General features: G+C 65.5%; 26 protein-coding genes. 1 reads left to right on the forward strand and 25 read right to left on the reverse strand.

The genetic code is table 11. The features are described from left to right. Positions 1–34: 34 nt before the first annotated feature. The 4 genes from CXR02_RS03355 to pyrR are packed head-to-tail and all read right to left on the reverse strand — an operon-like array spanning position 35 to position 3,514. Entirely contained in the window at positions 35–565 is a 531-nt protein-coding gene (locus CXR02_RS03355; protein ID WP_104060724.1) for a hypothetical protein, read from the reverse strand. After that, complete coding sequence (locus CXR02_RS03360; RefSeq protein WP_104060725.1) at positions 565–1,911, reverse strand: dihydroorotase; 1,347 nt, start codon at positions 1,909–1,911, stop codon at positions 565–567. The genes CXR02_RS03355 and CXR02_RS03360 overlap by 1 nt, the downstream gene beginning before the upstream one ends. Continuing rightward, positions 1,911–2,930 (reverse strand): aspartate carbamoyltransferase catalytic subunit, encoded by a 1,020-nt coding sequence (locus tag CXR02_RS03365; protein WP_104060726.1) that lies wholly within the window; start codon positions 2,928–2,930, stop codon positions 1,911–1,913. The genes CXR02_RS03360 and CXR02_RS03365 overlap by 1 nt, the downstream gene beginning before the upstream one ends. Then, the gene (gene pyrR / locus CXR02_RS03370) at positions 2,927–3,514 is read right to left on the reverse strand and encodes a bifunctional pyr operon transcriptional regulator/uracil phosphoribosyltransferase PyrR (protein ID WP_056340241.1); all 588 of its coding nucleotides are present in this window, start codon (positions 3,512–3,514) and stop codon (positions 2,927–2,929) included. Before pyrR ends, CXR02_RS03365 begins: the two co-directional genes overlap by 4 nt. Before the next feature lie 100 nt (positions 3,515–3,614). Between pyrR and CXR02_RS03375 the strand changes: the two genes are divergently transcribed. After that, a complete protein-coding gene (locus CXR02_RS03375; RefSeq protein WP_104060727.1) occupies positions 3,615–4,877 on the forward strand; it encodes a PrsW family intramembrane metalloprotease in 1,263 nt (420 codons plus the stop codon). Positions 4,878–4,916: 39 nt separating this feature from the next. On the opposite strand, the gene CXR02_RS03380 is transcribed toward CXR02_RS03375, so the two are convergent. From CXR02_RS03380 to rpsD, 21 genes are all read right to left on the reverse strand, one after another. Beyond that, entirely contained in the window at positions 4,917–5,762 is an 846-nt protein-coding gene (locus tag CXR02_RS03380) for a triose-phosphate isomerase family protein (protein WP_104060728.1), read from the reverse strand. A gap of 9 nt (positions 5,763–5,771) precedes the next feature. Beyond that, positions 5,772–7,130, reverse strand: a complete 1,359-nt coding sequence (locus CXR02_RS03385) for an MFS transporter (protein ID WP_104060729.1) — start codon at positions 7,128–7,130, stop codon at positions 5,772–5,774. A 156-nt stretch (positions 7,131–7,286) separates the two neighbouring features. Then, the gene (locus CXR02_RS03390; RefSeq protein WP_058932366.1) at positions 7,287–8,054 is read right to left on the reverse strand and encodes an SDR family NAD(P)-dependent oxidoreductase; all 768 of its coding nucleotides are present in this window, start codon (positions 8,052–8,054) and stop codon (positions 7,287–7,289) included. Between the two features lie 11 nt (positions 8,055–8,065). After that, positions 8,066–9,034 (reverse strand): 3-hydroxyacyl-CoA dehydrogenase family protein, encoded by a 969-nt coding sequence (locus tag CXR02_RS03395; protein ID WP_104060730.1) that lies wholly within the window; start codon positions 9,032–9,034, stop codon positions 8,066–8,068. A gap of 2 nt (positions 9,035–9,036) precedes the next feature. After that, the gene (locus CXR02_RS03400; protein ID WP_104060731.1) at positions 9,037–9,519 is read right to left on the reverse strand and encodes a ribose-5-phosphate isomerase; all 483 of its coding nucleotides are present in this window, start codon (positions 9,517–9,519) and stop codon (positions 9,037–9,039) included. Continuing rightward, positions 9,516–11,306 (reverse strand): dihydroxyacetone kinase family protein, encoded by a 1,791-nt coding sequence (locus CXR02_RS03405; protein ID WP_104060732.1) that lies wholly within the window; start codon positions 11,304–11,306, stop codon positions 9,516–9,518. The genes CXR02_RS03400 and CXR02_RS03405 overlap by 4 nt, the downstream gene beginning before the upstream one ends. An 8-nt stretch (positions 11,307–11,314) precedes the next feature. Further along, entirely contained in the window at positions 11,315–12,316 is a 1,002-nt protein-coding gene (locus tag CXR02_RS03410; RefSeq protein WP_104060733.1) for a sugar phosphate isomerase/epimerase, read from the reverse strand. A 162-nt stretch (positions 12,317–12,478) separates the two neighbouring features. Next, entirely contained in the window at positions 12,479–13,213 is a 735-nt protein-coding gene (locus CXR02_RS03415) for a GntR family transcriptional regulator (protein ID WP_104060734.1), read from the reverse strand. 128 nt (positions 13,214–13,341) lie between these two features. Then, complete coding sequence (gene nusB, locus CXR02_RS03420) at positions 13,342–13,752, reverse strand: transcription antitermination factor NusB (RefSeq protein ID WP_056340263.1); 411 nt, start codon at positions 13,750–13,752, stop codon at positions 13,342–13,344. Next, the gene (gene efp / locus CXR02_RS03425; RefSeq protein ID WP_056340266.1) at positions 13,752–14,315 is read right to left on the reverse strand and encodes an elongation factor P; all 564 of its coding nucleotides are present in this window, start codon (positions 14,313–14,315) and stop codon (positions 13,752–13,754) included. The genes nusB and efp overlap by 1 nt, the downstream gene beginning before the upstream one ends. 177 nt (positions 14,316–14,492) lie before the next feature. Beyond that, positions 14,493–15,011, reverse strand: a complete 519-nt coding sequence (locus tag CXR02_RS03430) for a tetratricopeptide repeat protein (protein ID WP_104060735.1) — start codon at positions 15,009–15,011, stop codon at positions 14,493–14,495. Beyond that, complete coding sequence (gene aroB, locus CXR02_RS03435; protein ID WP_104060736.1) at positions 15,011–16,102, reverse strand: 3-dehydroquinate synthase; 1,092 nt, start codon at positions 16,100–16,102, stop codon at positions 15,011–15,013. Before aroB ends, CXR02_RS03430 begins: the two co-directional genes overlap by 1 nt. Next, positions 16,099–16,644 (reverse strand): shikimate kinase, encoded by a 546-nt coding sequence (locus CXR02_RS03440; RefSeq protein ID WP_258060726.1) that lies wholly within the window; start codon positions 16,642–16,644, stop codon positions 16,099–16,101. Before CXR02_RS03440 ends, aroB begins: the two co-directional genes overlap by 4 nt. A gap of 23 nt (positions 16,645–16,667) precedes the next feature. After that, complete coding sequence (gene aroC, locus CXR02_RS03445) at positions 16,668–17,867, reverse strand: chorismate synthase (RefSeq protein WP_104060737.1); 1,200 nt, start codon at positions 17,865–17,867, stop codon at positions 16,668–16,670. A 26-nt stretch (positions 17,868–17,893) separates the two neighbouring features. Continuing rightward, positions 17,894–18,754, reverse strand: coding sequence for a shikimate dehydrogenase (locus CXR02_RS03450; RefSeq protein ID WP_104060738.1), 861 nt, complete (start codon positions 18,752–18,754; stop codon positions 17,894–17,896). Next, positions 18,751–20,364: an endolytic transglycosylase MltG gene (gene mltG / locus CXR02_RS03455; protein WP_104060739.1), complete on the reverse strand. Its 1,614-nt coding sequence runs from the start codon at positions 20,362–20,364 to the stop codon at positions 18,751–18,753. Before mltG ends, CXR02_RS03450 begins: the two co-directional genes overlap by 4 nt. Beyond that, positions 20,348–20,950, reverse strand: coding sequence for a Holliday junction resolvase RuvX (gene ruvX / locus CXR02_RS03460; protein WP_104060740.1), 603 nt, complete (start codon positions 20,948–20,950; stop codon positions 20,348–20,350). Before ruvX ends, mltG begins: the two co-directional genes overlap by 17 nt. A gap of 7 nt (positions 20,951–20,957) precedes the next feature. After that, positions 20,958–23,636: an alanine--tRNA ligase gene (gene alaS / locus CXR02_RS03465; RefSeq protein WP_104060741.1), complete on the reverse strand. Its 2,679-nt coding sequence runs from the start codon at positions 23,634–23,636 to the stop codon at positions 20,958–20,960. 119 nt (positions 23,637–23,755) lie between these two features. Then, on the reverse strand, positions 23,756–24,001 hold the full coding sequence (locus tag CXR02_RS03470) for a DUF6167 family protein (RefSeq protein WP_258060728.1): 246 nt from the start codon (positions 23,999–24,001) through the stop codon (positions 23,756–23,758). 17 nt (positions 24,002–24,018) lie between these two features. Then, positions 24,019–24,393, reverse strand: coding sequence for a DUF948 domain-containing protein (locus tag CXR02_RS03475; RefSeq protein WP_104060742.1), 375 nt, complete (start codon positions 24,391–24,393; stop codon positions 24,019–24,021). Positions 24,394–24,538: 145 nt separating this feature from the next. Continuing rightward, on the reverse strand, positions 24,539–25,165 hold the full coding sequence (gene rpsD / locus CXR02_RS03480; RefSeq protein ID WP_058932352.1) for a 30S ribosomal protein S4: 627 nt from the start codon (positions 25,163–25,165) through the stop codon (positions 24,539–24,541). Positions 25,166–25,268 lie beyond the last annotated feature (103 nt).

Genomic DNA, 25,268 nt, shown 5'->3' on the forward strand with positions numbered 1-25,268 from the left:
CTCTGCTTTTGCTGTCGCTGTTTCTGTCACTGTCTTACTTTCCACTCTGGGGATCCTGGGAATGTTCCTGGGGGGCGGCGGCGATCAATTGCTGAAGGGAGTCATACAGGGCGTCCTTGTCGGCGGCCCGGCGGGTCCGGAAGCCCGTGTCGAGTTCGTGCGTTCCGAGGCCCCAGGTGAGGACCAGGAGGCCGTCCTTTTCCACGAACTTGCCGGCCATTCCGCTTTCCTGCCGGACGGCGGTGAGGCTTCCTGCCGGGATGTAGAGCGCCGGGGCACCGGTTCTGTCGAAGAGGACGCCGTGCGGGTACACGCTGAGGACGGCATTGGTCCGGATGCCAAGCCTGTGTACCGCGATGCGGTCCAGCCAGTCTCCGGCGGTGGTGGACGCAACGTACTGGCCGTCCGCCCCGGCGAGCGGCACCCCGGGCGCCTCTGGCACGTCGGGCAACCGGCCGACGTCGGCCTGCCGCCTGAGGCGGTTGCGCCAGCCTGCCCAGATCATCACCAGCACGACGGCGATGAGCGCGGCCGTGATGAGGCCGGTGAGTAGTTTGGTGTCCATCAGGAGGCGCCTGCCGCGGACGGTTCCCGGTACGGCGTGTTGAGCTGGCCGTCCAGGACGGTGGGGTGGCCCTTGTAGAAGGTGGCCACCACCTTGCCCGGCAGCTCCAGGCCGGCGAACGGGGAGTTGCGGCCCATGGTTGCCATCTTGGCAGGGTCAACGGTCCACCGGGCAGCGGGGTCAACCAGGATGACGTTGGCGGGTTCGCCGGCGTCCAGTGGACGGCCCTGGTCCGTCATTCGGCCGATCTGCGCCGCGGCGGTGGAGGTCACTCGAGCGAAATCGGCCCAGGTCATGAGGCCGGTTTCGATCATGGTGTGCTGGACCACGGACAGGGCGGTTTCCAGCCCGGTCATGCCCATCGCGGCCTGCGCCCACTCGCATTCCTTGTGCTCGCTCGGGTGCGGGGCGTGGTCGGTGCCCACCACGTCGATGGTGCCGTCCGCCAGGCCGGCGCGCAGTGCCTGCACATCTGCATCCGTCCGCAGCGGCGGGTTGACCTTGTAGACCGGGTTGTAGCTGCGGACCAGGTCGTCGGTGAGCAGGAGGTGGTGGGGGGTGACTTCGGCGGTGACGTTGATGCCGCGTTCCTTGGCCCAGCGGATGATCTCCACGGATCCGGCGGTGGAGACGTGGCAGACGTGCAGGCGGGAGTCCACGTGCTGCGCCAGCAGGACGTCACGGGCGATGATGCTCTCCTCGGCCACCGCCGGCCAGCCGGTGAGTCCCAGGACGGCGGAGACGGCGCCTTCGTTCATCTGGGCTCCAGCGGTAAGGCGGGGTTCCTGCGCGTGCTGGGCCACCACGCCGTCGAAGGCTTTGACATACTCCAGGGCGCGGCGCATCAGCACCGGATCGTGGACGCAGATGCCGTCGTCGGAGAACATGCGGACCTGGGCGCGGGAATCGGCCATGGCGCCGAGTTCGGCGAGCTGCTCGCCGGCCAGGCCGACGGTCACGGCGCCGACGGGACGCACGTCCACCCAGCCGGCCGCGCGGCCCAGGCTGTGGACCTGTTCCACCACACCGGCGGTATCCGCCACCGGGTTGCTGTTGGCCATGGCGTGGACCGCGGTGAAGCCCCCCAGGGCGGCGGCGCGGGTGCCGGTCTCTACGGTTTCGGCATCTTCGCGGCCGGGTTCGCGCAGGTGCGTGTGCACGTCCACCATGCCGGGCAGTGCCACCAGGCCGGCGGCTTCGATGACGGTGGCGCCGTCCGCGTCTGGGTGGGTGGCAGCGGCTGCGCCCCGGGCGGCGATGACGCCGTCACTGATGAGCAGGTCCTCGGCCCCGGCGCCCAGGATCGATGCACCGCGGATCAGGTAGGTTCCGTTGTTCTCTGCCATCAGTTGCTCTCCTTGGTGGAATGGTTGCGGGCCGCGCCCGCTGTGGCGGCTGGTTCGCGGGTGTCCCCGGAGAGCAGCAGATAGAGGGTGGCCATCCGGACCGAGACGCCGTTGCGCACCTGTGCAAGCACGGTGGAGCGGGGCGAGTCGGCGGCGGCGGAAGAAATCTCCAGGCCACGGTTCATGGGTCCGGGATGCATGATGATGGTGTCCTTCAGTCCCAGGCTGTCCAGGGCCCGGAGCCGGTTATCATCGAAGCCCCAGCGGCGCGAGTATTCGCGGGTGGAGGGGAAGAACGAGGCGTTCATCCGCTCGCCCTGCACGCGCAGCATCATCACGGCGTCCACACCCTGCGCCAGGGTGTCATCCATGTCGTAGCTGACCTTGCACGGCCACTGTTCGACGCCGATGGGCAGCAGGGTGGGTGGCGCCACGAGGGTGACTTCGGCGCCGAGCGTGCGGAGCAGCCAGACGTTGGAGCGGGCAACGCGGGAGTGCAGGACGTCCCCGGCGATGGCTACGCGCATGCCTTTGAGGTCTGCGCCGGTCGAGGCGGAGCCGGCCAGCTTTGACCAGTGCCGGCGCATAGTGAAGGCATCCAGGAGGGCCTGCGTAGGGTGTTCGTGGGTGCCGTCACCGGCGTTGATGACGGCGGCGTCGATCCAGTCCGTCGCGGCGAGCCGGTGCGGCGCGCCCGAGGCCCAGTGGCGGATCACGACGGCGTCCGCGCCCATGGCTGCCAGCGTCTGGGCCGTGTCCTTGAGGGATTCGCCCTTGGAGACGGAGGAGCCCTTCGCGGCGAAGTTGATGACATCGGCGGACAGCCTCTTGGCGGCCGCTTCGAAGGAGATCCGCGTGCGGGTTGAGTCTTCGAAGAAGAGGTTCACCACGGTGCGGCCGCGGAGGGCCGGGAGCTTCTTGACTTCGCGGTCCCCGACGGCAGCCATTTCCTCGGCGGTGTCGAGGATGCGGATGGCGTTGGCCAGGCTGAGGTCTTCAGTGGAGAGGAGGTGTTTCACGCGCCGCCCTCGATAACCACTTCGTTGACTACGGAACCGTCGGCTGCGGTGTCGGTTTCCTCCAGGCGGACCCGGACCTTCTCGGCGGATGAGGTGGGCAGGTTCTTGCCCACGTGGTCGGCGCGGATGGGCAGCTCACGGTGGCCGCGGTCGATCAGCACAGCGAGCCGGACGATCCGGGGACGGCCGAGGTCGATGATGGCGTCAAGGGCGGCACGGATAGTGCGGCCGGAGTACAGGACATCATCGATGAGCACCACAACCTTGTTATCGATTCCCGTGCGTGGGAGCTGTGTGGGGTACGGCGGCCTGGTGGGCTGGTGGGAAAGGTCATCGCGGAACATGGTGACGTCCAGCTGCCCGACAATGGCGGTGGCGTCCACGGTGGGGTCCGCGGCCGCAATCTTGTGTGCGAGGCGGACGGCCAGCGGGTAGCCGCGGCGAGGAATGCCCAACAGAACCAGGTCCTTGGACCCTTTGTTGGCCTCAAGGATCTCGTGGGCGATTCGAGTGAGTGCACGGTCAATGTCCGCCTGGTTGAGGACAACCCTGGCTGGAACCGGTGCGTTTGTGACAGAAGTCAAACTCTCGTCTCCCCTTTCCCCGCCTCACGGGACGGAATTAAAAAAGGATCATTTGCGTTTCAAAATTACCACATCGGCAGGGGCATCATAGGCTTCCGGTATGTCCATGCACCCTCATCAGCCGGGTTCCGGCCAGGCCGGTGGGCCGGCCGGCCCACCGGATCCTTTCCCCACGCAGGCGAACCCCAGCTGGATGGGCCGGGTTGAACCGGAGTACTACAGGCCCGCGCCCGGAACCAACGCGGCCCGGCTGCCGCCGCTGGGGCCACCGCAGGAAACCCTGGCCGGCCGCCGGCCCGCAGGCCTTCTGGCACTCACGGTGGGCGGCGCCGCCCTTGTTTTCCTGAGCTTGTTCCTGGTGGTGCCGTTCTTAGTGGCCAACACCGGCGTGGGCGGGTTCCTGGCAGGGTTTGTGCTGTCACTTATCCCGCTGTCCGCGGTGCTCCTTGCGGTCTATCTGATCGACCGGTGGGAACCGGAACCCAAGCGGCTCCTGGTCTTCGCGTTCACCTGGGGCGCTGCGGTGTCCATCGCGGTCACGCTGCTCATCCAGCCGTTCTTCGCCCTGACTTTCCAGTTCAGCGAGGTGGCTGACTTCCAGACGTTTATGGCCACCGTCCAGGCGCCCGTGGTGGAGGAGTTCGCGAAGTCCCTGGGCCTGCTGATGATCCTGCTGCTGGCGCGCAAACACTTCGACGGTCCGGTGGACGGCATAGTCTTCGCCTTCACCATCGCCGGCGGCTTCGCGTTCACCGAAAACATCCTCTACTTTGGCAGGGCCATCGCCGAATCCGCCAACCCGGGAACGGATCTGGCCCAGATCTTCCTCCTCCGCGGCGTGATGTCACCCTTCGCCCATGCCATCTTCACGGGAACCACCGGCCTCATCATGGGTTTCGCCGCCCGCCGCTGGCACTCCGGAGCCTCGGTGCTGGCCTTTATCATCGGGCTGATCCCGGCGATGCTGCTGCATAACCGGTGGAACAGCATGGGCGCGGGTTTCCTGTCGGAATACATCCTGGTCCAGGTGCCCATCTTTGTGCTGGCCGTGGTGGGCATCGTCCTCCTCCGCGTCGCTGAAAACCGGCTCACCCGCCAACGGCTGATGGAATACTCCGCGGCTGGCTGGTTCAGCCCCGCCGAGGTGGAACTGCTGGCCACCCCGCGCGGCCGGCGGACCGCCCTGCAGTGGGCGGCCGGCTACCACCGCCGCCCGCAGATGAAGGCGTTCCTCCACGCTGCCACCCAGCTCGCCTTCACCCGCCAGCGCATCCTCAGCGGCCGCGACGTCCGGCTGCACCAGATGGAGGAGCAGCAGCAGCTGCAGCGGATTCTGTCCCTGCGCGCCGCCGTCGCGGGCTGACTCGGGCGCCGTTCGGTTCCTCCTGTTCGGTTCCTCCGGCTAGGTTCCCCGGAGAGCCTCCTGCAGAGCCGTCATGGACAGTGCCTCATCAAGGACTTTGCCGAAGTTCGCCGCATCGTGGGCGAACCGGCCCAGGAAGAGCCCGGAGACGCCGTCGAGCGCGGGCAGCAGCCCTGGCTTGGCCGACCCGCCATAGATGACCGGCAGCTCCCCCAACGCGTCGCCGGCCTCGTGCGAATGGGCAGCCAGCAGCGTCCGCAGTGAACGCACGACGGCGGCGACGTAGCCTGCGTCGGCGGGCTCCGCTGCTCCAATGGCCCAGACCGGTTCGTAGGCGATCATGAGCCGGGATGCCAGGGCCCAGTCACCGCCGACCGCCTCGTCGATCTGCTGATGGACAAATGCAGCCGCTCCGCTGGCTCCGGTCCCGCTTTTTTCATCGCGTGTTTCCTCGCCCACGCACAGCAGCGGGGTGATGCCGGCGTCGTCGGCTGCCCTGACTTTCCGGGCGATCATGGTGTTGTCCTCGCCGAAGTGCCGCCGCCGTTCGGCGTGGCCGATCTCCACGAGGCTTACCCCAAGCTCGGCCAGAAGCGACGGCGACACCTCACCTGTCCACGGGCCGTCCGCCCAGCCGCAGTTCTGGGCCCCCAGCAGAAGCGGTGATCCTGAGATGACGCTGCCGGCGGCCGGAAGAACCGGGAAGGAAGGGATCACAAACGGGACCACCCGCCCGGCCGCAAGAGCCGGACGGGAGTCCGCTTCATGCCGTATGCGGGCGAGCCAGTCCAGGCAGTCCCGGTATCCCATGTACATCTTGGTGCTGACGCCGATGTAGAGGATCTCTGGGGTGCCGCTCTGGTCAGCGCTGCTCCATTCAGTCATGGTGTCCGGTCACTGGTTGTCGAGCAGATCGTCGGCCTTGTTGCGGAACCTCTTGGTGGCGTACATCATGATGGCCGCCACGAACGGAAGCACGCCGAGGGCGTAAACGCCCATGGTGCCGGTGTCCGATGCGGTGACCTGGTTGACCGTGGTCCGCAGGATGGGGGCCACGAAACCGCCCAGGTTACCCAGCGAGTTGATCAGGCCGATGCCCGCAGCGGCCGCCGTTCCGGTGAGGAACGCCGTCGGGTAGGACCACGCGATGGGACCGATCGAGAGGAAGCTGCACACCGCGAGGGTGATGAAGATGATGCCCAGCGCCGGGAGGTGGTTGGAGCCCGCCCAGGCGGAGCCGAAGATGCACAGGCCGGTGGAGATAAACAGCCCGGTGCCCCAGACGCGGCGGCGGACGATGGTGTTGGCCGCCTTCCCGATGAAGTAGCACGCGAAGATGCCGAAGAACCATGGGATGGCCGCCAGCAGGCCCACTTCGATGCCCACCTTCTGCCCGGTGAGCTGTGCCACCTGCTGCGGCAGGTAGAACGTCACGCCGTAGACGGCGGTCTGGAGGCAGAAGTAGATGGCGGTGAAGTACCAGACCTTGCGGTTCTTCATGGCGGCGAGGACACCGCGGGGGCCGTCCTTTTCCTTGACCCCGTCCTCGAGGGCCATAACGTCCAGCAGCGCCTTCTTCTCGTCCTTGTCCAGGAATTTCGCGTCCTGCGGGGTGTTGATGAGGAAGAAGTAGGCGGCAATACCGGCGAGTACTGCCAGCATGCCTTCAACGAAGAACATGACCTGCCAGCCGGCAACGCCGGGAACCTGGTCGCCGATGTTGATGAGCCACCCCGACAGCGGGGCGCCCATCATCTGGGAGAACGGCTGGGCCAGGTAGAAGATGGCGAACATCTTGACACGGACCTTGTTGGGGAACCAGGCGGCCAGGAACATGATGACGCCCGGGAACAGGCCGGCCTCGGTCACGCCGAGCAGGAAGCGCAGGATGATGAAGGACGTCTCACCCTGGACGAAGGCGAAGCAGGCCGAGACGACTCCCCACGTGATGGCGATGCGGGCCAGCCACACCTTGGCGCCGAACTTGGTCAGCAGCAGGTTGGAAGGGATCTCGAACAAGGCGTAGCCGATGAAGAAGATACCGGCGCCCAGGGCATATGCGCCGGCGGTGATGCCCCTGTCCACTTCAAGTGCTGCCTCGGCGAAGCCCACGTTGGTGCGGTCCAGGAAGGCCACGACGTACAGGATGACGAGCATCGGCATCAGCCGGAAGGAGGCTTTGGAGATCGCCGATTTTAGGACCGGTGAATCCAGTAACTCCTTGGTGGCGTTTGTTCCAGTGGTGACAGTCATTCAAACTCCTCGTTGAGTAAGCAGGTGAGCAAATCAGTGGAAGGTGGAGCGGTTAGAGCGAGAAGGCGATGAGTATTGCGCCGACCACGCAGGCGAACACGCCCACGGCCAGGTAGATTCTGCGTTCCTTGGTCCAGGAGCCCATGGTGGTCCTTCCTAGTGCATGTAGAGTCCGCCATCCACGTTCAGCGTCTGGCCGGAGATGTATCCGGCGTCCTCGCTGATGAGGAAGGCGATGGCTGCTGCGATGTCGCGGGTGGAACCGACGCGGTTGACCACGAGGTCCTTGGTGAGTTCGTCTTTGCGTTCCTGGCTGAGGGTGCCGCCCATGATGTCCGTGTCGACGGGGCCGGGGGAAATGGCGTTCACCGTGATGTCGTACTCCCCCAGCTCGCGGGCGGTGGCGCGGGTCAGGCCGATGACCCCTGCCTTCGCCGCGGAGTACGGCGTTTTGGAGAACGTGCCGCCGCCGCGTTGGGCGGACACGGAAGAGATGTTCACGATGCGTCCGATCCGGTTCTTCGCCATGGATTCGGCGACGCGGCGGGTGGCGTAATGGACACCGTTGAGGTTGATGCTCATAACGCGGTCCCATTCAGCGGCGTCCAGTTCGAGGTACGGAACTGGTGAGCTGACGCCGGCCACGTTGGCCAGTGCGACAACCTGCGGCAGCTCTGCTTCGATCGAGTCGATGGCCGCGCGGACGGAGGCTTCGTCGCCGATATTGGCGCCGACGCCGTGGGCCTTCACGCCGTACTGGGCGGCGATTTCCTTGGCGGTGGCCTGGGACTGGGCGTCATCCAGGTCGATGATGCCGATGTTCCAGCCCTGGGCGGCAAGGTAGCCGGCCGTGGCGCGGCCGATACCGCGTTCGGAGACGGCGCCGGTGATGATGGCGGTGCGTTCGGCGGGGAAAGTGGCCATGGAAATGCTCCTTAGTTGATGGGGGCCGGGCCGAGCTCGTCGATGAGCTTCTGCATGGCCACGTAGGCCCTGTTGCGGTAGGCGATGAGTTCCGGGGTGCGTTCGGCGGGGACGTTGAGGAAGCCGGCGCCGGTCTTGGTGCCGAGTTTGCCTGCTTCCACCAGGTCACTCAGGATCCTGGGCGTGGCGAAGCGTTCTGGGAATTCGGTCTGCAGTGACTTGTAGCAGAAGTTGTAGACGTCGAGGCCGGCCATGTCTGCGATCGCGAACGGACCGAAGAACGGCAGGCGGAAGCCGAAGGTGGTGCGGACCAGGGTGTCCACGTCCTCGGCGGTGGCGATTCCCTGCTCCACGAGCTGCGCGGCCTCGTGGAAGAGTGCGTACTGCAGGCGGTTCAGGACGAATCCGGTGACGTCCTTGACCACCGCGGTCTGCTTGTTGGCGGCATGGACGAGGTCCCGGACGGCACCGATGGTGGCGGCCGACGTGCCGGCATGCGGGATGATTTCCACGCCAGGGATGAACGGGGACGGGTTCGAGAAGTGCACGCCCAGGAACCGCTCCGGGTTGGCGACCGGCTCGGACAGCTCCGCGATGGAGATGGTTGATGTGTTGGAACCGATGATGGCGTCCGGCCGGGCGGCGGCGCTGATCCGCGCCAGGGTCTGGTGCTTGATGGCGATCACTTCGGGCACGGCTTCCTCGATGAAGTCGGCATCCGCCACGGCTTCCTCGATGTCCTTGGCCGCCCACAGATTCTGCTTGAGGATGGCCGTGGACCCCTCGGGGAACAGGCCGTCGACGACGAACTGGTCCGATTCGGCCAGCAGCCGCTCATAGTTGTTCTGCGCCACCTCGGCGGAGACATCGGCCAGGGCAACCCGGGCTCCGCCCAGTGCCAGGACCTGGGCAATACCACCGCCCATGTATCCCGATCCGACGACGGCGATCTTGCGTGCGCTGTTGGGTGTTGTGGTCATGATCAGACTGCCTTTGTGTAATCGGGCTCATAGGAGCAGATGGCGTCGACCTTGCCGGCGGACGCTGAGCTTTCATCAAAGCGGTACGCGAGCCACTCGCCCACGAGCTTCTTGGCGAGCTCCAGGCCGATGACCCGCTGGCCCAGCGTGAGGACCTGGGCGTTGTTGCTGAGGACGGAGCGCTCCACGGAATAGCTGTCGTGGGCCGTCACCGCACGGATTCCGGGCACCTTGTTGGCCGCGATGGCAACTCCCAGTCCCGTTCCGCAGATGAGGAGTGCGCGGTCCGCCTCGCCGTCCGCCACCTTGCGGGCGGCATTGACCGCGACGTGCGGGTAGGCGGTGGCATCGTTGGCCCCAACCCCGATGTCCACCACGGCGGCAACGCGGCTGTCTGCCGTGAGCAGCGCCTTCAGTGCTTCCTTGTACTCGACGCCGGCCTCATCGTTGCCGATGACGATGCGCCAACCTGCGTGGGTGTTCATGTTGTTGCTCCTTTTCCGGCCGCGTAAGCCAGTTCAGAATGGACCGGCCCTGGCTCCGTGAAGTCTGGCTCCGCCAGGCCAGAGTGGATGTATGCGGCAATCCGTTCGGCGATCAGTCCAAAGGAGACCGCGCCGGGGTCGGGATGCCCGAGGCTCTTTTCGGCCAGCGGACGGGCGCGGCCCTTGAGCGGGCGCAGTTCCGCCGTCTTGGCTGCCGCCGCCCTGGCAGCGGAGGCGGCAACGGTGAGGGCCTGGGCCAGGGTGGTGCCGCCGTCGAACTCCCGGAGGAACGCCGCCCGGAAAGGCAGGAGCGCGTCCACCATGGTCTTGTCGCCCGGCTCGGCCTTGCCGAGCTCAGTGATGGCGCCCACGAATGCGGCCACGGCGGCGATCGCGTCCTCATTGGTGTAGGTTGCCCGGCTGCCCAGGGCAACTCCGGACGCGATGACCGCAGATCCCCACAGTGCTCCTGAGGTGCCGCCGGCCCGTTCGCTCCAGGCTTCACCGGCTGCTTCAAGCACGCGTCCCACCGACGCGCCGGACGCTGCGGCCTGTGCCGCGGCGTCGGAAGCTGCCTCCACGCCGCGGCGCATGCCGATGCCGTGGTCGCCGTCGCCGGCAATGGCGTCCAGGTTGCCCAGTTCCTCTTCGTGATCGACGACGACGTCCCGCACTTGGGCGAGCACGGCGGCTGCCAGCCGGCCCAGGTCCGCTGCTGCCGCCGTCGTTTCTTCCACTTCGCCGGCCACGGCGTCTTCCGGTCCGGTCAGCTGGCGGCGGGCACGCGGAGCCAGGTTGCCCTTGCGGTAGGCCGGTGAGTCTGCTGGCGCGGCCCAGTAACGTTCGAGTTCCTCATCCAGCCAGAGCAGCGTCAGGGATAGCCCGGACATGTCCAGGCTCGTGACCAACTCGCCGCATTCCGGTTCCACTACGGTCAGCCCGGCGTTGACGAGGAGTTTCTCGATCTTGCCGAACAGGAGGAAAAGTTCGTCGTACTTGACGGTACCGAGGCCGTTGACGATGGCCACCACGCGGCTTCCGCGGTGATCCGGGGTGTCCGCGAGGAGGCGCGAGACCAGCAGTTCAGCGAGTTCGGACGCCGTGGGCATGGGATGTTCCGAGATGCCCGGTTCCCCGTGGATGCCCAGGCCCAGGGACATCTGGCCTGCGGGCACGTGGAAGAGCGGTCCGGCGGCGCCCGGCAGGGTGCAGCCGTCGAAGGCCACGCCCAGGGAACGCGTACGGTCATTGGCCTTGATGGCAAGCCGTTCCACGTCATCCAGGCCCAGGCCCGCTTCGGCGGCGGCGCCGGCAATCTTGAACACCGTGAGGTCGCCGGCGATGCCGCGGCGCTTTCCGATCTGGTCCAGTGGTGCACTGGCGATGTCGTCCGTGACGGTGACCGTGCGGGTCTCGATGCCTTCGGCGTTCAGGCGCAGCTGCGCCTGGCCGAAGTGCAGGACGTCGCCCGCGTAGTTGCCGTAGCTCAGCAGCACTCCCCCGCCGGCATTTGCCTCTTTGGCCACGCGGTAAATCTGCCCGGCGGCCGGTGAAGCGAACATGTTGCCGCAGGCGGAGGCTGTTGCCAGCCCCGGCCCAACCAGACCGGCGAAGGCCGGGTAGTGGCCGGAGCCGCCGCCGACGACGAGTGCGACCTGGCCGGCGGGCACCTCGGTCGAGCGGACCACACCGCCGTCTACGCGGGCAACGTATGCGCGGTTGGCAGCGACGAAGCCGTCCAGTGCCTCATCCGCGAAATCAGCGGGATTGTCAAAGATCTGCGTCATGGCTCTTCCTAGACTCCTGCCAGTTCCGCGGCGGGCAGTTGCCGGCCCTGGGCAACCTGGCTCTGGCCCAGCGCATAGCCATCGGTCTTGGGCAGGATGTGGCGGCGGAGGTACTCCTGGTTGCTGGCCGTAACGCTGAGCCCGTCTCCGCCGTAGTGTTCGGTGCACAGGATGCCCTGGAAGCCTACGGACAGTGCAACCTTGAAGGCTTCGCGGTAGTTGATGAGGCCGCTCTCCATCGGGGCGGGCATGGTGATGTAACTGTCCCGCGCCACGTCCTCGTCCCGGATGTAGTTCTTCATGTGCCAGTAGTTCGAATACGGCATGGTCTTGGCTACCATTTCGCGCCAGTCCTCGATGGGCCGGTGCAGCCGGATCAGGTTGCCGAGGTCCGGGTTGAGCCCAACATTGGCCAGGCCGATGTCCTGCACCAGCTGTACCGAGGAGTCCGCCGTGCCGAGGTAGGTATCCTCGTACATCTCCAGGGAGAGCAGGACGCCGGCGTCTGCTGCGTGCTGGCCCAGCTCACGGATGCGGGAGACTGCCTTGCCCCACACTTCCTTGTCCCCCACCGGGTCCTTGTAGCCGTCAACGGTCCAGAACCACAGCTGCTTCTGCTGCTCCGGGGTAATGGCCTGGTGCAGTCCGAAGGAGACAACTTCGCAGCCGAGCTCGGCGGCTGCGTCGATGGTCCGGTGGCTGTAGGCGAGGTTGTCGGCCCAGTCCGTCTGATGGATCACGCTGCGGCGGATGGCGGAAATGACCGGGATCCCGATGCCCACAGTCTCTGCAGTCTGCTTGAACTCGGCGAGCCGCTCTTTGCTCAGATCGCCGGGACGGACCCAGCTGTCGGTCAGGTCAGCGTTGGCGAAGCCGGCTTCCTTGACCTCGGTCAGGACTTCCGCCCAACTGGACGCGTCGGCGTCGTTTATCTGCGTGCCCTGGGCATCAGTTCCCGGAAACTGCAGCAGTGCTGCGGTGATGGGCCAGTTCTCAGCTGTGTAAGCCACGGTGCTTTACTCCTTCGTAATCCTCTTTCCTATAGGATCTACTATCCAAAAGGAGTTGTCAAGATCACATCCCTGAGTGAGGCTGCCCATCCCAACTAGGTAGCAGTAGGTGTCGTTTTGAGGGCTCAAAACGACACCTACTGCTACCTACATGGGGCCGGACTAGCTTTCCGGGGCGTCGGCAATGGCCCGGGAACGGACCTTGCGGATGTGGTCCGCCATGGCTGCGGCTGCTTTGTCGGGATCGCCGGTGGTAACGGCAGCCAGAACTGCCTCATGTTCCGCGATGGCGTGCTCGGCATCCGTAATGCCCACGCCGCCGAAGAGCCGGAACCGTTGGACCTGTCCTCCGAGGGCTGAGTAGGCGGCCTCCATAAACTGGTTTCCGGTTTGCCGCGCAATCAGCTGGTGGAACCTCTCGTCCGCTTCGAGGTAGTCCTTGAACTCGGCAAACGAAGGTCCCCGAGGTGCGGATTTCAGGTCCTCGACGGCCTTCCCGAGCTCGGCCAGGCCATGCTGGTTGATGCGTTCACAGGCCAGCCGGGCGTTGACGGGCTCGATTGCCAACCGCGCCTCCATTAGCTCCGCAAAATCCTCCTGCGTAAAAACGGGAGCCACGCGGTAGCCTTTCAGCGCCACCCTCCGGACCATTCCGGTGTGCTCAAGCCGAGCAAGGGCCTCGCGGACCGGAGTGGGAGAAACGTCCAGCTCGCGGGCCGTGCCGTCAATGCTGACCACGGCGCCGGGCGCCAGCCGGCCATCCATAAGGGAGGCCAGGAGCTCCGCGTAAACATGGTCCGCCAGCACCTCGCGGCTGACCGCGCGGCCGGCCCTGCGGGGGCCGGTCTGGTCATTTGTGCTTCTGCCGGCGCGGGGGCCTGTGGACGCGTTTTGCATAGTCAGATCCTATAGGAAGCGCCGGTCAGCGATCGTTTCCGGGGACACAAAGAGCCCCGGCCAGGTGGACCTGGCCGGGGCTCTTTATGGCGCCGTTCGCGGGCTCTTGGCCCGCGGCATAGCAACACTCAGGCCAAGAGGGAGGGCTTCAGCTGCTGCAGCCGGCCGAGGAGGCCGTTAATGAACGACGGCGATTCATCCGTTGAGAGCGTCTTGGACAGTGCCACTGCTTCACTGACCGCGACACCGTCGGGAACGTCGTCGTTGTACAGCAGTTCCCAGGTGCCGATCCGCAGGATGATGCGGTCCACCGAAGGCATACGTTCCAGGGTCCACCCCTGGGAATAGGTCTCGAGAAATTCGTCGATGGCGGTCTGCTGTGAGACGACGCCTTCCACGATTTCCAAGGTGTACGGGTTCACGATCTGGTCTGTCAGTTCGCGCCGGGACCTGAGTACATCGAAGGCGGAAACCGAGCGCTGCTCGGCCTCGAAGAGGACATCCAGTGCCCTGTTACGGGCCTTACCGCGTGCGCTCACTACTCGCTGACCCGGCCGAGGTAGCTGCCGTCGCGAGTATCGACCTTGACCTTGGTGTTGTTCTCGACGAACAACGGAACCTGGATCTCGTAGCCGGTTTCCAGCGTTGCGGGCTTGGTGCCAGCCGAGGAGCGGTCGCCCTGCAGGCCAGGCTCGGTGTAGGTGATCTCCAGGACAACGCTGGGCGGAAGTTCGATGTACAGCGGGTTGCCTTCGTGGATGGCGATGTTCACCATCTGGTTCTCCAGCATGAAGTTGGTGGCGTCACCAACAGTGGCGCCGGAGACGGTGAGCTGGTCGAAGTCCGAGGTGTCCATAAACACGAAGTCGGCGCCGTCCTGGTACAGGTACTGGTAGTCCCGGCGGTCAACCGTGGCCGTCTCGATCTTAAGGCCGGCGTTGAACGTCTTGTCTACAACTTTGCCGGACATCACGTTCCGCATCTTGGTCCGCACAAACGCGCCACCTTTGCCGGGCTTGACGTGCTGGAATTCAATGATGTTCCAGAGCTGGCCCTCAAGCTTCAGGACCGTTCCGTTCTTGATGTCGTTAGTGGTTGCCACTGGTATCCTCTGGTTTCTATCTGTCTGGTCAGTTGTCAGACGTTCTATGCCGGCCAGGCAAGCCGAACGGCCCGCCAGCGCGTGTTTATCAAAAATCCAAGAACCATTCTACCGGTAAAACCCGGGCGGACTGCGTCCGGGCCTTCCGGCCGCCAACCCCGGAACGTAACAGGCCTGTCAGCAGGCAAGATCCAGGACGTCGCGGGCCCGCTGAAGCGCCACGGTGGACGAGTAGATCTGTGCGGCATCAGCCGATTGCGCAACCCGCAGGTCCAAGGCACGGGCAAAGGCTTCCACCGCGGCGGACGTATGTCCGGCGGCGTACTGGGCCTTGCCCAGGTATTGCAGGACCAGGGCTTCACGGTCGGTCCCCTGGAACTCCGCGAGCAACTGCCTGAACAAATCAAGGGCGCGGTCGGTGCGGTGTGAGACACGCAGCACCTCGGCCTCGAACGTGCGAAGCCGGAAGGACTCAGGGTCCTTGAAGCGGGCCTCCGCGAGGAGTTCGGCCGCCTCCGCAGCGTGCCCTTCCACGATCAGGACGAAGATCTGGTCTGACGGGTCCGTGGACGCCGCCAGGGCCGCCCGGCAGGCGTCCTCGTTGACGATCTCCGGCAGCAGGGAGACCGGGTTGATCCGGATTCCGGGAAAGCCAGCCTCGGGCCAGTCGCTGGTGCCCGCCACGTCGCCCTGCATCAGGAGGCGATTTCCTGGTAGGCCGCGAAGAGCAGGGACGTGTCCGGGACATCCAGGATGCCCGGTTTAGCGATGCCGTCCAGGACCACAAAGCGCAGAAGGTCACCGCGTGATTTCTTGTCCCGCCGCATGCCGTCCAGCAGCCCCTGCCAGCGGTCCCGCCGGTACGTGACCGGGAGTCCCAGTGTTTCCAGGATGCTGCGGTGGCGGTCGGCGTCGGAGTCGCTGAGCCGGCCAACGCTGCGGGCAAGTTCAGCGGCGAACATCATGCCCACCGATACTGCCGCGCCGTGCCGCCAGGAGTACCGCTCCACGAGTTCAATGGCGTGGGCCAGGGTGTGGCCGTAATTCAGGATTTCGCGCAGCCCGGATTCCTTGAGGTCTTCCGAGACCACTTTGGCCTTGACCGCGATGGCGCGTTCGATGAGTTCGCGCAGGGCCTCCGATCCGGGGTCCGTGGCCGCCGCCGGGTCCTTTTCCACCAGGTCAAGGATGGCCGGATCTGCGATGAAGCCGCACTTGATGACTTCAGCCATGCCGGAAATGATTTCGTTCCTGGGCAACGTGTTAAGGGTGTCCAGGTCCACCAGCACTCCGGCCGGGGGGTGGAAGGAACCCACCAGGTTCTTGCCCTCAGCCGTGTTGATGCCGGTCTTTCCACCCACGGAAGCATCCACCATGCCCAGCAGGCTGGTGGGCATGTGGATGACCTTCACGCCGCGGAGCCAGGTAGCCGCCACAAAACCGGCCAGGTCGGTGACGGCCCCGCCGCCCACTGCCACGATGGCGTCCGAGCGCGTGAAATCGTTCTGTCCCAGGACCTGCCAACAGAAAGCGGCGACCTGGATGTGTTTGCCTTCTTCGGCGTCCGGGATTTCCGCGGTGAGCGAGGTGAAACCCGCTGCAGCCAGCTCATCGCGGACCGTGTCACCAGTGAGCCGCAACGCACGGGGATGGATGACCAGCACACGCCGGACCCGCTCCCCCAGCAACGCCGGAAGGTTCCCCAGCAGACCGCGGCCAACTACGACGTCGTAATTCTGCTCAGCGGATTCGCCGGTGACCTTGATGACTGTTGAATCGACGCTCAATTTTCAACTTCCTGTTTGGCGGCCGCGTAGTCACGCAGCGCAACTTCGAGCCGGTGTCCCAGCTCGCTGACCGAGCCCTGGCGGACATCCACCACAAGGTTGGCCAGCCGTTCGTAAACGGGTTTCCTGGTAATAAACAGAGCGGACCATCGGGCCATGGCATCGCCGGCGAGCAGCGGCCGGCCCGAGTTCCGGGCGATGCGGCTGGCCACGGTTTCCTCATCACATTCGAGGTACACCACAGTGCAGCGGCCCAGGAGCTGCTGCGTGCCGGAATCCAGCACGGCGCCGCCACCCAAGGAAATCACGCTGGCCGCGCCTTCTGCATGCTCCACCGCGCTGGCAACGGTCCGGGCCTCGATCTCCCGGAACGCGTGCTCGCCGCGGCCGGCAAAAATGGAGGCGATGCTGCCATGGGCGTCCACGATCAGGTTGTCCGTATCGACGAAGGGCACGTCCAGCAGCTTGGCCAGCTCGTGGCCGATCGCGGACTTTCCCACCGCCATGGGTCCGATGAGGACAATGGGCCGGTTGCCAGGCACACCGGCCTTACGGCTCCCGGGCACTAGTGGCCGATCGAGTCCAGGGATGCCGGAATGTTGTCCAGGTAACCCTTGATATTGCGGGCGGTCTCCGCCACGGAGTCACCGCCGAACTTTTCGGTGACGGCTTCCGCCAGAACCAGCGCGACCATCGCCTCGGCCACCACGCCGGCAGCCGGCACGGCACAGACGTCGGAGCGCTGGTGGTGCGCCTTGGCAGGCTCCCCCGTGCTGACGTCAACCGTGCGAAGGGCGCGGGGCACCGTGGCGATGGGCTTCATGGCCGCCCGCACGCGCAGGACGTCGCCGATGCTCATGCCGCCTTCAATGCCGCCGGCCCGGTTGCTGGTCCGGATGATCTTGCCGTCCGCGTCCTTGACGATTTCGTCGTGGGCAGCGGAGCCGCGGCGCGCAGCCGTCAGGAAACCGTCGCCGACCTCCACGCCCTTGATTGCCTGGATGCCCATCAGGGCGGCGGCGAGGCGCGAATCAAGCCTGCGGTCCCAGTGGACATAGCTGCCCAGTCCCGGCGGCAGTCCGTACGCGAGAACCTCCACCACACCGCCCAGGGTTTCGCCTTCCTTGTGGGCGGCGTCAACCTCGGCCACCATGGCGTCGGAGGTCTCGCGGTCAAAACAGCGCAAAGGATCGGCGTCGAGCGCAATCACGTTGGCCGGAACGGGCAGCGGACGGCCCTCGGGCACGGTCACACTGGCGATGGAGACGGTGTGGCTGACCAGTTCGATACCGAGCGCCTTGAGGAACTGGGACGCCACGGTGCCCATGGCAACCCGCGTGGCGGTCTCCCGGGCGCTGGCGCGTTCCAGGACAGGGCGGGCCTCGGTGAACCCGTACTTCTGCATCCCGGTGAAGTCTGCGTGGCCCGGACGGGGCCGGGTCAGGGGTGCGTTGCGGGCCTGGTCGGCCAGGATTTCCGGATCCACCGGATCGGCAGCCATGATCTGCTCCCACTTGGGCCATTCGGTGTTGGCGACCTGGACGGCCACCGGACCGCCCTGGGTCAGGCCGTGGCGGACGCCGCCGAGAATGGTCACGACGTCCTGCTCGAACTTCATCCGGGCGCCCCGGCCGTAGCCAAGGCGGCGGCGTGCCAATGAATCGGCGATCTGCCCGGTGGTGAGTTCAACACCGGCGGGGACGCCTTCAATAATTCCCACTAGGGCCGGACCATGGGATTCACCGGCAGTCAACCAACGCAACATAATTTCCATCCTGCCACGTATGGCGGTCAGAACGCCCGTCGGGGAAGTCCGACTGAGTCGCACATCACATCTATGACAGACGCATTAACGTCCTCACCGCGACCGGTGAACAGGCGTACCTGTTCCACCGCCTGGTACAACAACATTTCGAGCCCGGGCACCACCGCACCGCCGCCGGACTGCCACGCCGACGCAATCTGGCTGGGCCACGGATCATAGGCCACGTCCAGGAGGACACCGGGTGTTCCGGTTCCCAACGCGGCGATCTCCGCCGCCAGCCCGTCCGCTACGCGCGGCGGGAGCGTGGAAATTACGACGTCGGCACTTGCGGTCGGAACGGCGGCTTCGGTCAGCGGCCGGACGGCTATGGAAAGGCCTACTCCGGCCGCGGCGGCGCGTGCTTCGTCGGCCCGGGAGATATCCCGGACGAACACCTGGGCGTGCTGCGTGCCCAGATCCTTCAGCGCGGCCACAGCCGCTGCGGCTGTACCGCCTCCGCCGAGCACCACGGCGGCGGGGCTGGCCGCCACTCCGGCGTTAAGGACAGCGTTGACGATGCCGGCGACGTCGGTGTTGTAGCCGATGCGCCTGACGGAGCCGAGGACTTCCTCGAAGGCGACGGTGTTGACCACGCCCAGTGTCCGTGCCACGCCGCGGACTTCGTCCACTTCGGCAAACATGCCTGATTTCAGGGGCATGGTGACTGAGAGTCCACGCCAGCCCCGCTGCGTCCTGACCTGTTCCATAAAGGCGGGCAGAGCCTGCTCAGTTAGGTCCAGGGCCGTGTAGGCGATGTCCATCCCGAGTTTGCCGTAGGCCGCCAGGTGCAGGGCCGGGGACTTGGAGTGGCTGATCGGATGGCCCAGGACGGCGGCCCGGAGACTCATGTGCAGCGGCCCACGTTGGCCTGGCACCAGGTGTTGTACTGGTTGACATAGACGTTGTGTTCGTCGAGCGTCTTGGAGAACTTAGTCTCCTTCGTGTCCAGGTTGATGGTTACCCAGTACAGGTAGTCGTTGGTTTTGGGCTTCGCCGCCGCATCGATGGCGGTCTTGCCCGGGGAGCCGATGGGGCCCGGCGGCAGGCCCGGGTTGGCGTAGGTGTTGTACAGGTTGGATTTGTCCTGGCGCTCTTCATCGGTGAAGTTGAAGCTCTTGGTGCCCAGCCCGTACGTCACAGCAGAATCCACCTGCAAATATCCGGAGGTCTGGTCATTCGGCTTGAGGCGGTTGTAGATGGCCCCGGCAACGTCGCCGTACTCAGCCTGTCCGCCTTCGGCCTGGACAATGCTCGCCACGATCACAGCTTCATACTGCTTCGCCGGATCGGAGATGCCCTGTGCCACCAGTTCGTCCGTGGTTACTTTCACCAGCGACTGGAGGATGTCCTTGGCCGGTGTGCCAAGCGGGAAACGATATTCCCCCGGGGCAAGGAAACCCTCAAGGTTTTTGGCGTTGGCCGGGAGCCCAAACTGCGTGGGAGCGTTGCTGAGCTCCTTCAGTTGCTGCAGCGACACACCGGAGCCTTCGGAGATGGCCTGAAGCGACTCGCCGACCCTGAGACCGGCGCTCAAGGCGAAGTAGATGACCTTGCTCTTGTCGGTGCCGAGCAGGACGCTGACGGCGTCGGAGTTCTTCATTTCCATCTTGAACGTGTAGTCCCCCGGCGACAATGTTCCGCCGGAAGTCGCAAATGCCTGCAGGAAAGTGTCAGCGTTGGCCACGACTTTCCCGCTTTCCAGTTTGGTGGCCACGGAGCGCGTACCTTCTCCTGGCTGGACCGAAACTATGACTTCGCCCGTGCCGGGGCCGGGGTAGTCGGCCGCCTTATCGTTTCCCAGCAAGGGCTTCAGGAACTGCGCGCCCACGGCGATCGCTGCCACGAAGACCACAAGAGTCAGGAACAGCGCCAGGAGGCGGCGCCGGCGCCGCACCTTCTTAGAGGGCTTTGCCACTACGGGAAGCGTGGCTGCGCCGGCGAACAGGCCGGTGTCGGGGTGGTGATCATCAGCGTAGTGGTCATCGGCATGGTGATCATCATGGTGGCCTGCTTCGTGGTGTTCTTTGTCCGAATAGTGGTGCCCGGCGTCGTGCGCTTCGTTAGGGTGGAGGTGCCCGGCGTCGTGCGCTTGATAAAAGTGCTGGTCGTCGGGGTGGTATTCCTGAACCTGGGCTTCGTCCGGCTGGTGGTCTGCGGCCGGACCGGCGTCCTGGGTGGAAGGCGGCGTTTCCGGGGCTGTGGGGACGGCCGGCTGCGGCTCCGACTCCGGTTCAGGCGCCTGAACCGGTTCGGCCGACTGGACCGGAGCGGGGGCAGCTTCGGGAACAGGAGCCGTGGCAGGTGCGGGCGCATCCTGCCCCGTTTCGTAGGCCTGCTCGGGAACCACATCGCTGCCTCCCGTGTGCTTCTCCAGGGCGCGGAGCTCTTTTCGGGTCAGCGGCCTGGCGCCATCGTTGCTCGTGGCGCCTGGGGCGTCGTCGTTACTGGACGGGCTCACTGTAGCCTTCCGTGTTCTGAGATCGGGTCGTGCCTTCCGGGGCCGCATGCTCGGGCTGGACTGCCGAACCTGCTCCGGATGGACGGGGCGGCGCAGTCACGCGGCTGCCAACGTCCGTTCCCCTGGCTTTTTGCATGTCGATGGCGTGCTGGAGGATGCCTGCCGCCGCGACCTGATCCACCACTTTACGGTGGTTCCGGCTGCTCATGCCAGCTTCGTGCAGGTTACGGTGCGCCGTAACACTGCTCAGGCGCTCGTCGACGAGGTTGACCGGAACATCCATTCCCCGGGCAACGAACTCCGCGACCAGGAGTCCGGCGTAGTCGGTGGCCATCCTGGCAGAGGCGTGTTCCTCGCCCTTCATGGTGCGTGGCAGCCCCACGAAGACCTGGACGGCGCCCAGTTCCCCAGCGAGGGACGCGATGACACGCACGTCGGAATTCTTCTTGACGTTGCGGTCCAGGGTCTTGTGCGGAGTTGCCAGGATTTCGTCCCGGTCGCAGAGGGCCACGCCCACGCGGACGGTGCCGACGTCTACCCCCAGTTTGATGCCCTGGGGGTAGACGGCGCCAGCGGATTCTGTCACGGGTTCCCTAGCGCCGGGAGATGGCGTCCACAACGGCGGCCAGCGCCGGTGCGACCTTGGCGGCGTCCGTGCCGCCACCTTGGGCGACGTCGTCCTTGCCGCCGCCGCCGCCGCCGAGGATTCCGGCCGCGAGCCGGACCAGGGCCCCGGCCTTCACGCCGGCTTCCCGGGCTGCCTCGTTGGTGGCCACCAGGATCATGGGCCGGTCATTGCTGACACCGGCCACTGCCACGGTGGATGCTGCCGAACCGAGGCGGTTGCGCAGGTCGAGGGCAAGGTTGCGGATGTCGTCAGCGCCGCCGATCTGGCCGGCGTCGTGTGCGATGACCTGGACGCCGGCTGCGTCCCGGGCTGTGCCCACGAGGTTTCCGGCGGCCGCGGCGATCTGTTCCTTGCGCAGGCGGTCGAGTTCCTTCTCCGTGGCCTTGAGCTTGTTCAGCGTGCTGGCGATTCTGTCGGCGAGCTGACCGGAAGGCACTTTGAGCATCTCGGTCAGTTCAGTCACCAGGGCGCGCTCGGCGGCCAGGTGGCGGAAGGCATCCATGCCCACGAACGCCTCCACACGGCGGTTTCCTGAACCGACCGACTGCTCGCCGAGCAGCGACAGGCTGCCGATCAGGGACGTGTTGGGTACGTGCGTGCCGCCGCAGAGTTCCCGGGACCATGCGCCGTCGATCTCCACAACACGGACTTCGCTACCGTAGTTTTCGCCGAAGAGCGCCATGGCGCCCAGCGCCTTGGCCTCCGCTAGGCCCATGATCTTCGTGTCCACGCGGAAGTTGTTGCGGATGGCGAGGTTGGAGACTTCCTCGATTTCCGAACGCGTGGCGGTACTGAGGCCTTCGCCCCAGGCGAAGTCGAAGCGCAGGTAACCGGCCTTGTTGTAGGAACCGCGCTGGGTGGCTTCGGGGCCGAGGATCTGGTGCAGGGCGGCATGGACGATGTGCGTGCCGGTGTGGGCCTGCTCAGCGGCGTGGCGCCGCTCGCGGTCCACGGCTGCGCGGACCAGTGAGTCGGAGCCGATCTCGCCTTCGCGGACGATTGCCTTGTGGACGCTCAGTCCCTTGATGGGGCGTTGGACGTCCAGGACCTCGACCACGAAACCGTCACCGGTGATGAGGCCGGTGTCAGCCGACTGGCCGCCCGCCTCAGCGTAGAACGGGGTCTCCGCCAGGACGAGTTCAATCTCGTCGCCGGTGGCAGCATGCCCCACGTTCTGTCCGCGGCTGAGGATGCCCCGGACCCGGGACTCGCCATCCAGGTCGGTGTATCCGGTGAAGACAGTCTCGCCCTGGGCCAGCAGCTCCTGGAAGGCGCTGAGATCGGCGTGGCCACCCTTCTTGCCCTTGGCGTCCGCCTGGGCACGCTGGCGCTGTTCGAGCATCAGGCGGCGGAATTCCGGCTCGTCGACCTTGAGTCCGGCTTCTTCCGCCATCTCCAGAGTGAGGTCGATCGGGAAGCCGTAGGTGTCGTGCAGGGCGAAGGCATCTGCACCGGACAGCGGCGTGCCGGCGGCCTTGGACTCCGTGACGGCGTCTTCGAGGCGGGCGGTACCTGAAGCGATGGTGCGCAGGAAGGCCCGCTCCTCGGCGTAGGCGATCCGGCTGATGCGGTCAAAGTCCGTCGCCACGATGGGGTAGACGCCCTTCATGGCATCGCGTGAGGCGGGGAGCAGGTCCGGCAGGCAGGCCTTTTCGACGCCGAGCAGGCGCATGGAACGCACCGCGCGGCGGATCAGGCGGCGCAGGACGTAGCCGCGGCCCTCGTTGGACGGGGTCACGCCGTCGGCGATCAGCATAAGGGCCGAGCGGATGTGGTCACCGACAACGCGCATGCGGACGTCGTCCGTGTGGTGCGGATCCTCAGGTGTTTCGGCCGAGGTGTACTCCCGGCCCGACAGCTCGGCAGCTCTGTCGATCACAGGCCGGACCTGGTCGGTCTCGTACATGTTTTCGACGCCCTGCAGGATCATCGCGAGGCGCTCCATGCCGAGGCCGGTATCGATGTTCTTTTTGGGCAGCTCGCCGACGACGTCGAAGTCGTCCTTGGAGCGGACGTTGTCGATCTGGTACTGCATAAACACCAGGTTCCAGATTTCAACGTAGCGGTTTTCGTCGGCGATGGGACCGCCCTCGACGCCGTAGGCAGGGCCCCGGTCGTAGTAGATCTCCGAGCAGGGGCCTGCGGGGCCCGGCTGGCCGGTGTGCCAGTAGTTGTCGGCCTTGCCCATGCGCTGGATGCGCTCGGACGGGACGCCAGTGTTAGTGAGCCACAGCTCCTTGGCTTCGTCGTCCTCTTCGTAGACCGTCACCCACAGCAGTTCCGGCGGAAGTCCGTATCCGCCGTCGTCCACGCTTTTGGTGAGCAGCTCCCAGGCGTACTTGATGGCGTCTTCCTTGAAGTAGTCACCGAAGGAGAAGTTGCCGCACATCTGGAAGAAGGTGCCGTGGCGGGCGGTCTTGCCCACTTCCTCGATGTCACCGGTGCGGATGCACTTCTGGACGCTGGTGGCCCGGGCGAAGGGGGCTTCCTCGCGGGCAGTCAGGTAAGGGATGAACGGAACCATGCCGGCCACGGTGAACAGGAGGGAGGGGTCGCTGGAGACCAGCGAGGCGGAGGGAACCGCGGTGTGTCCTTTGCTGACAAAAAAGTCCACCCAGCGCTTTGTGATCTCCTGCGACTTCATGAGCTGATTACATACCCTTCTCGGTTCACGCGTTGTGCCACGCATGACTTATTGATTCAGACGGCAGTGCCGGCAAGCGGCGGCTGCTGGTTTAATTCTCGCGCGTTTTTCCCGCGCGTTCAGCGGCGGGCAGCATCCCGCGATGGGACGGCCTGGGAGTCGACCCCGAGGGCGGCCCGAAGGTCGGTCTCGCGCTCCTGCATTCCGGCACGCACGGCATCGGCGAAATCGTATACGCCGTCAGCCAGCCGGCCCACCGCGCGGTTCAGGCCCTCGGGCCCCAGGTTGGACTGGGCTTCGCTGATCTTGCGGAACGCAATGACACCGATGGCCACGCCGATTCCCATCCAGACAAATCGTTTCATTTCAGTTCTCCGGTGGCTTAGCGGCTGCGGCGGCCGGGTGCGGGCTTCTTGCGGTTGGCCAGTGCTGAACGCACGCCGTAGCTGAAGGCTGCAACCTTGATCAGCGGTGAACCGACGGTCGCTGCAATGAGTGAGGACAGTGCGGAAAGGTTTGCCGACGCATCCGAAACGTTGGAGGCGATGCCATCCACTTTCTTCAGCTGCTGGTTGGTGGTGGAGACGGTCGCGGTGACTTCGTCCATCAGGGGCGTGGCGCCATCGCTGATAGAGCGGATGGAGGTCCGAACTTCCTCCAGCACACTGCCGAGCTTCAGGATGGGCACGGCGAGCAGAAGCACCAGGAGCGCGAACACCCCGGCTGCGATCAGGCCGGCAATATCGCCACCAGACATAGACGTTCATCTCCTTGAAACTGACGTGGATCTTTTACCTCCGCGCACGCTGCCTTGATGCGTTCCGCAGATGTCCCCCAAGTACCTTACATACAAAGAAGCCCGTGGCGCTTGCCACGGGCTTCTTTGGATACGCTGCTGGGATTTAGCGTGCGTAGAATTCGACGACGAGCTGCTCTTCGCAGGTTACGGGAACCTCGGAGCGCTTCGGGCGACGGACCAGGCGGGCCTGCAGGGCGTCAAGCTTGACGTCCAGGTAGGCCGGAACCTGGGGCAGGACGTCGCGGTGTGCGCCGGCTGCTGCAACCTGGAGCGGAACCATGGTTTCGCTGCGGGTGTGGACGTGGACAAGCTGGCCTTCGCTGACGCGGAAGGACGGGCGGTCAACGCGGATGCCGTCAACCATGATGTGGCGGTGCACAACGAGCTGGCGGGCCTGGGCGATGGTGCGGGCGAAGCCGGCACGCAGCACGAGGGCGTCGAGACGCATTTCGAGCAGTTCGATCAGGTTTTCACCGGTCAGGCCCTTGGTGCGGCGGGCTTCTTCGAAGGCGCGGGTCATCTGGGCTTCGCGGATGCCGTACTGGGCGCGCAGACGCTGCTTTTCGCGCAGACGTACGGCGTAGTCGGAGTCCTGCTTCTTGCGGGCACGGCCATGCTCACCGGGGCCGTACGGGCGGCGCTCCATGTACTTGGCGGCCTTGGGGGTCAGAGCAATGCCGAGTGCACGCGAGAGGCGTGCTGTACGGCGAGCACGAGTGTTGTTAGCCACTTGTGTCCTTCCAATATCTGCGGTGTGTCAGTGTTACTGGCCTCCATAATGGAGAGCATCGGCCAACCGCTGCCTTTTGCTACTGGGCACAGGGCTACCCCAA

Source organism: Arthrobacter sp. 4R501, assembly GCF_002929755.1.
Classification (GTDB): Bacteria; Actinomycetota; Actinomycetes; order Actinomycetales; family Micrococcaceae; genus Arthrobacter.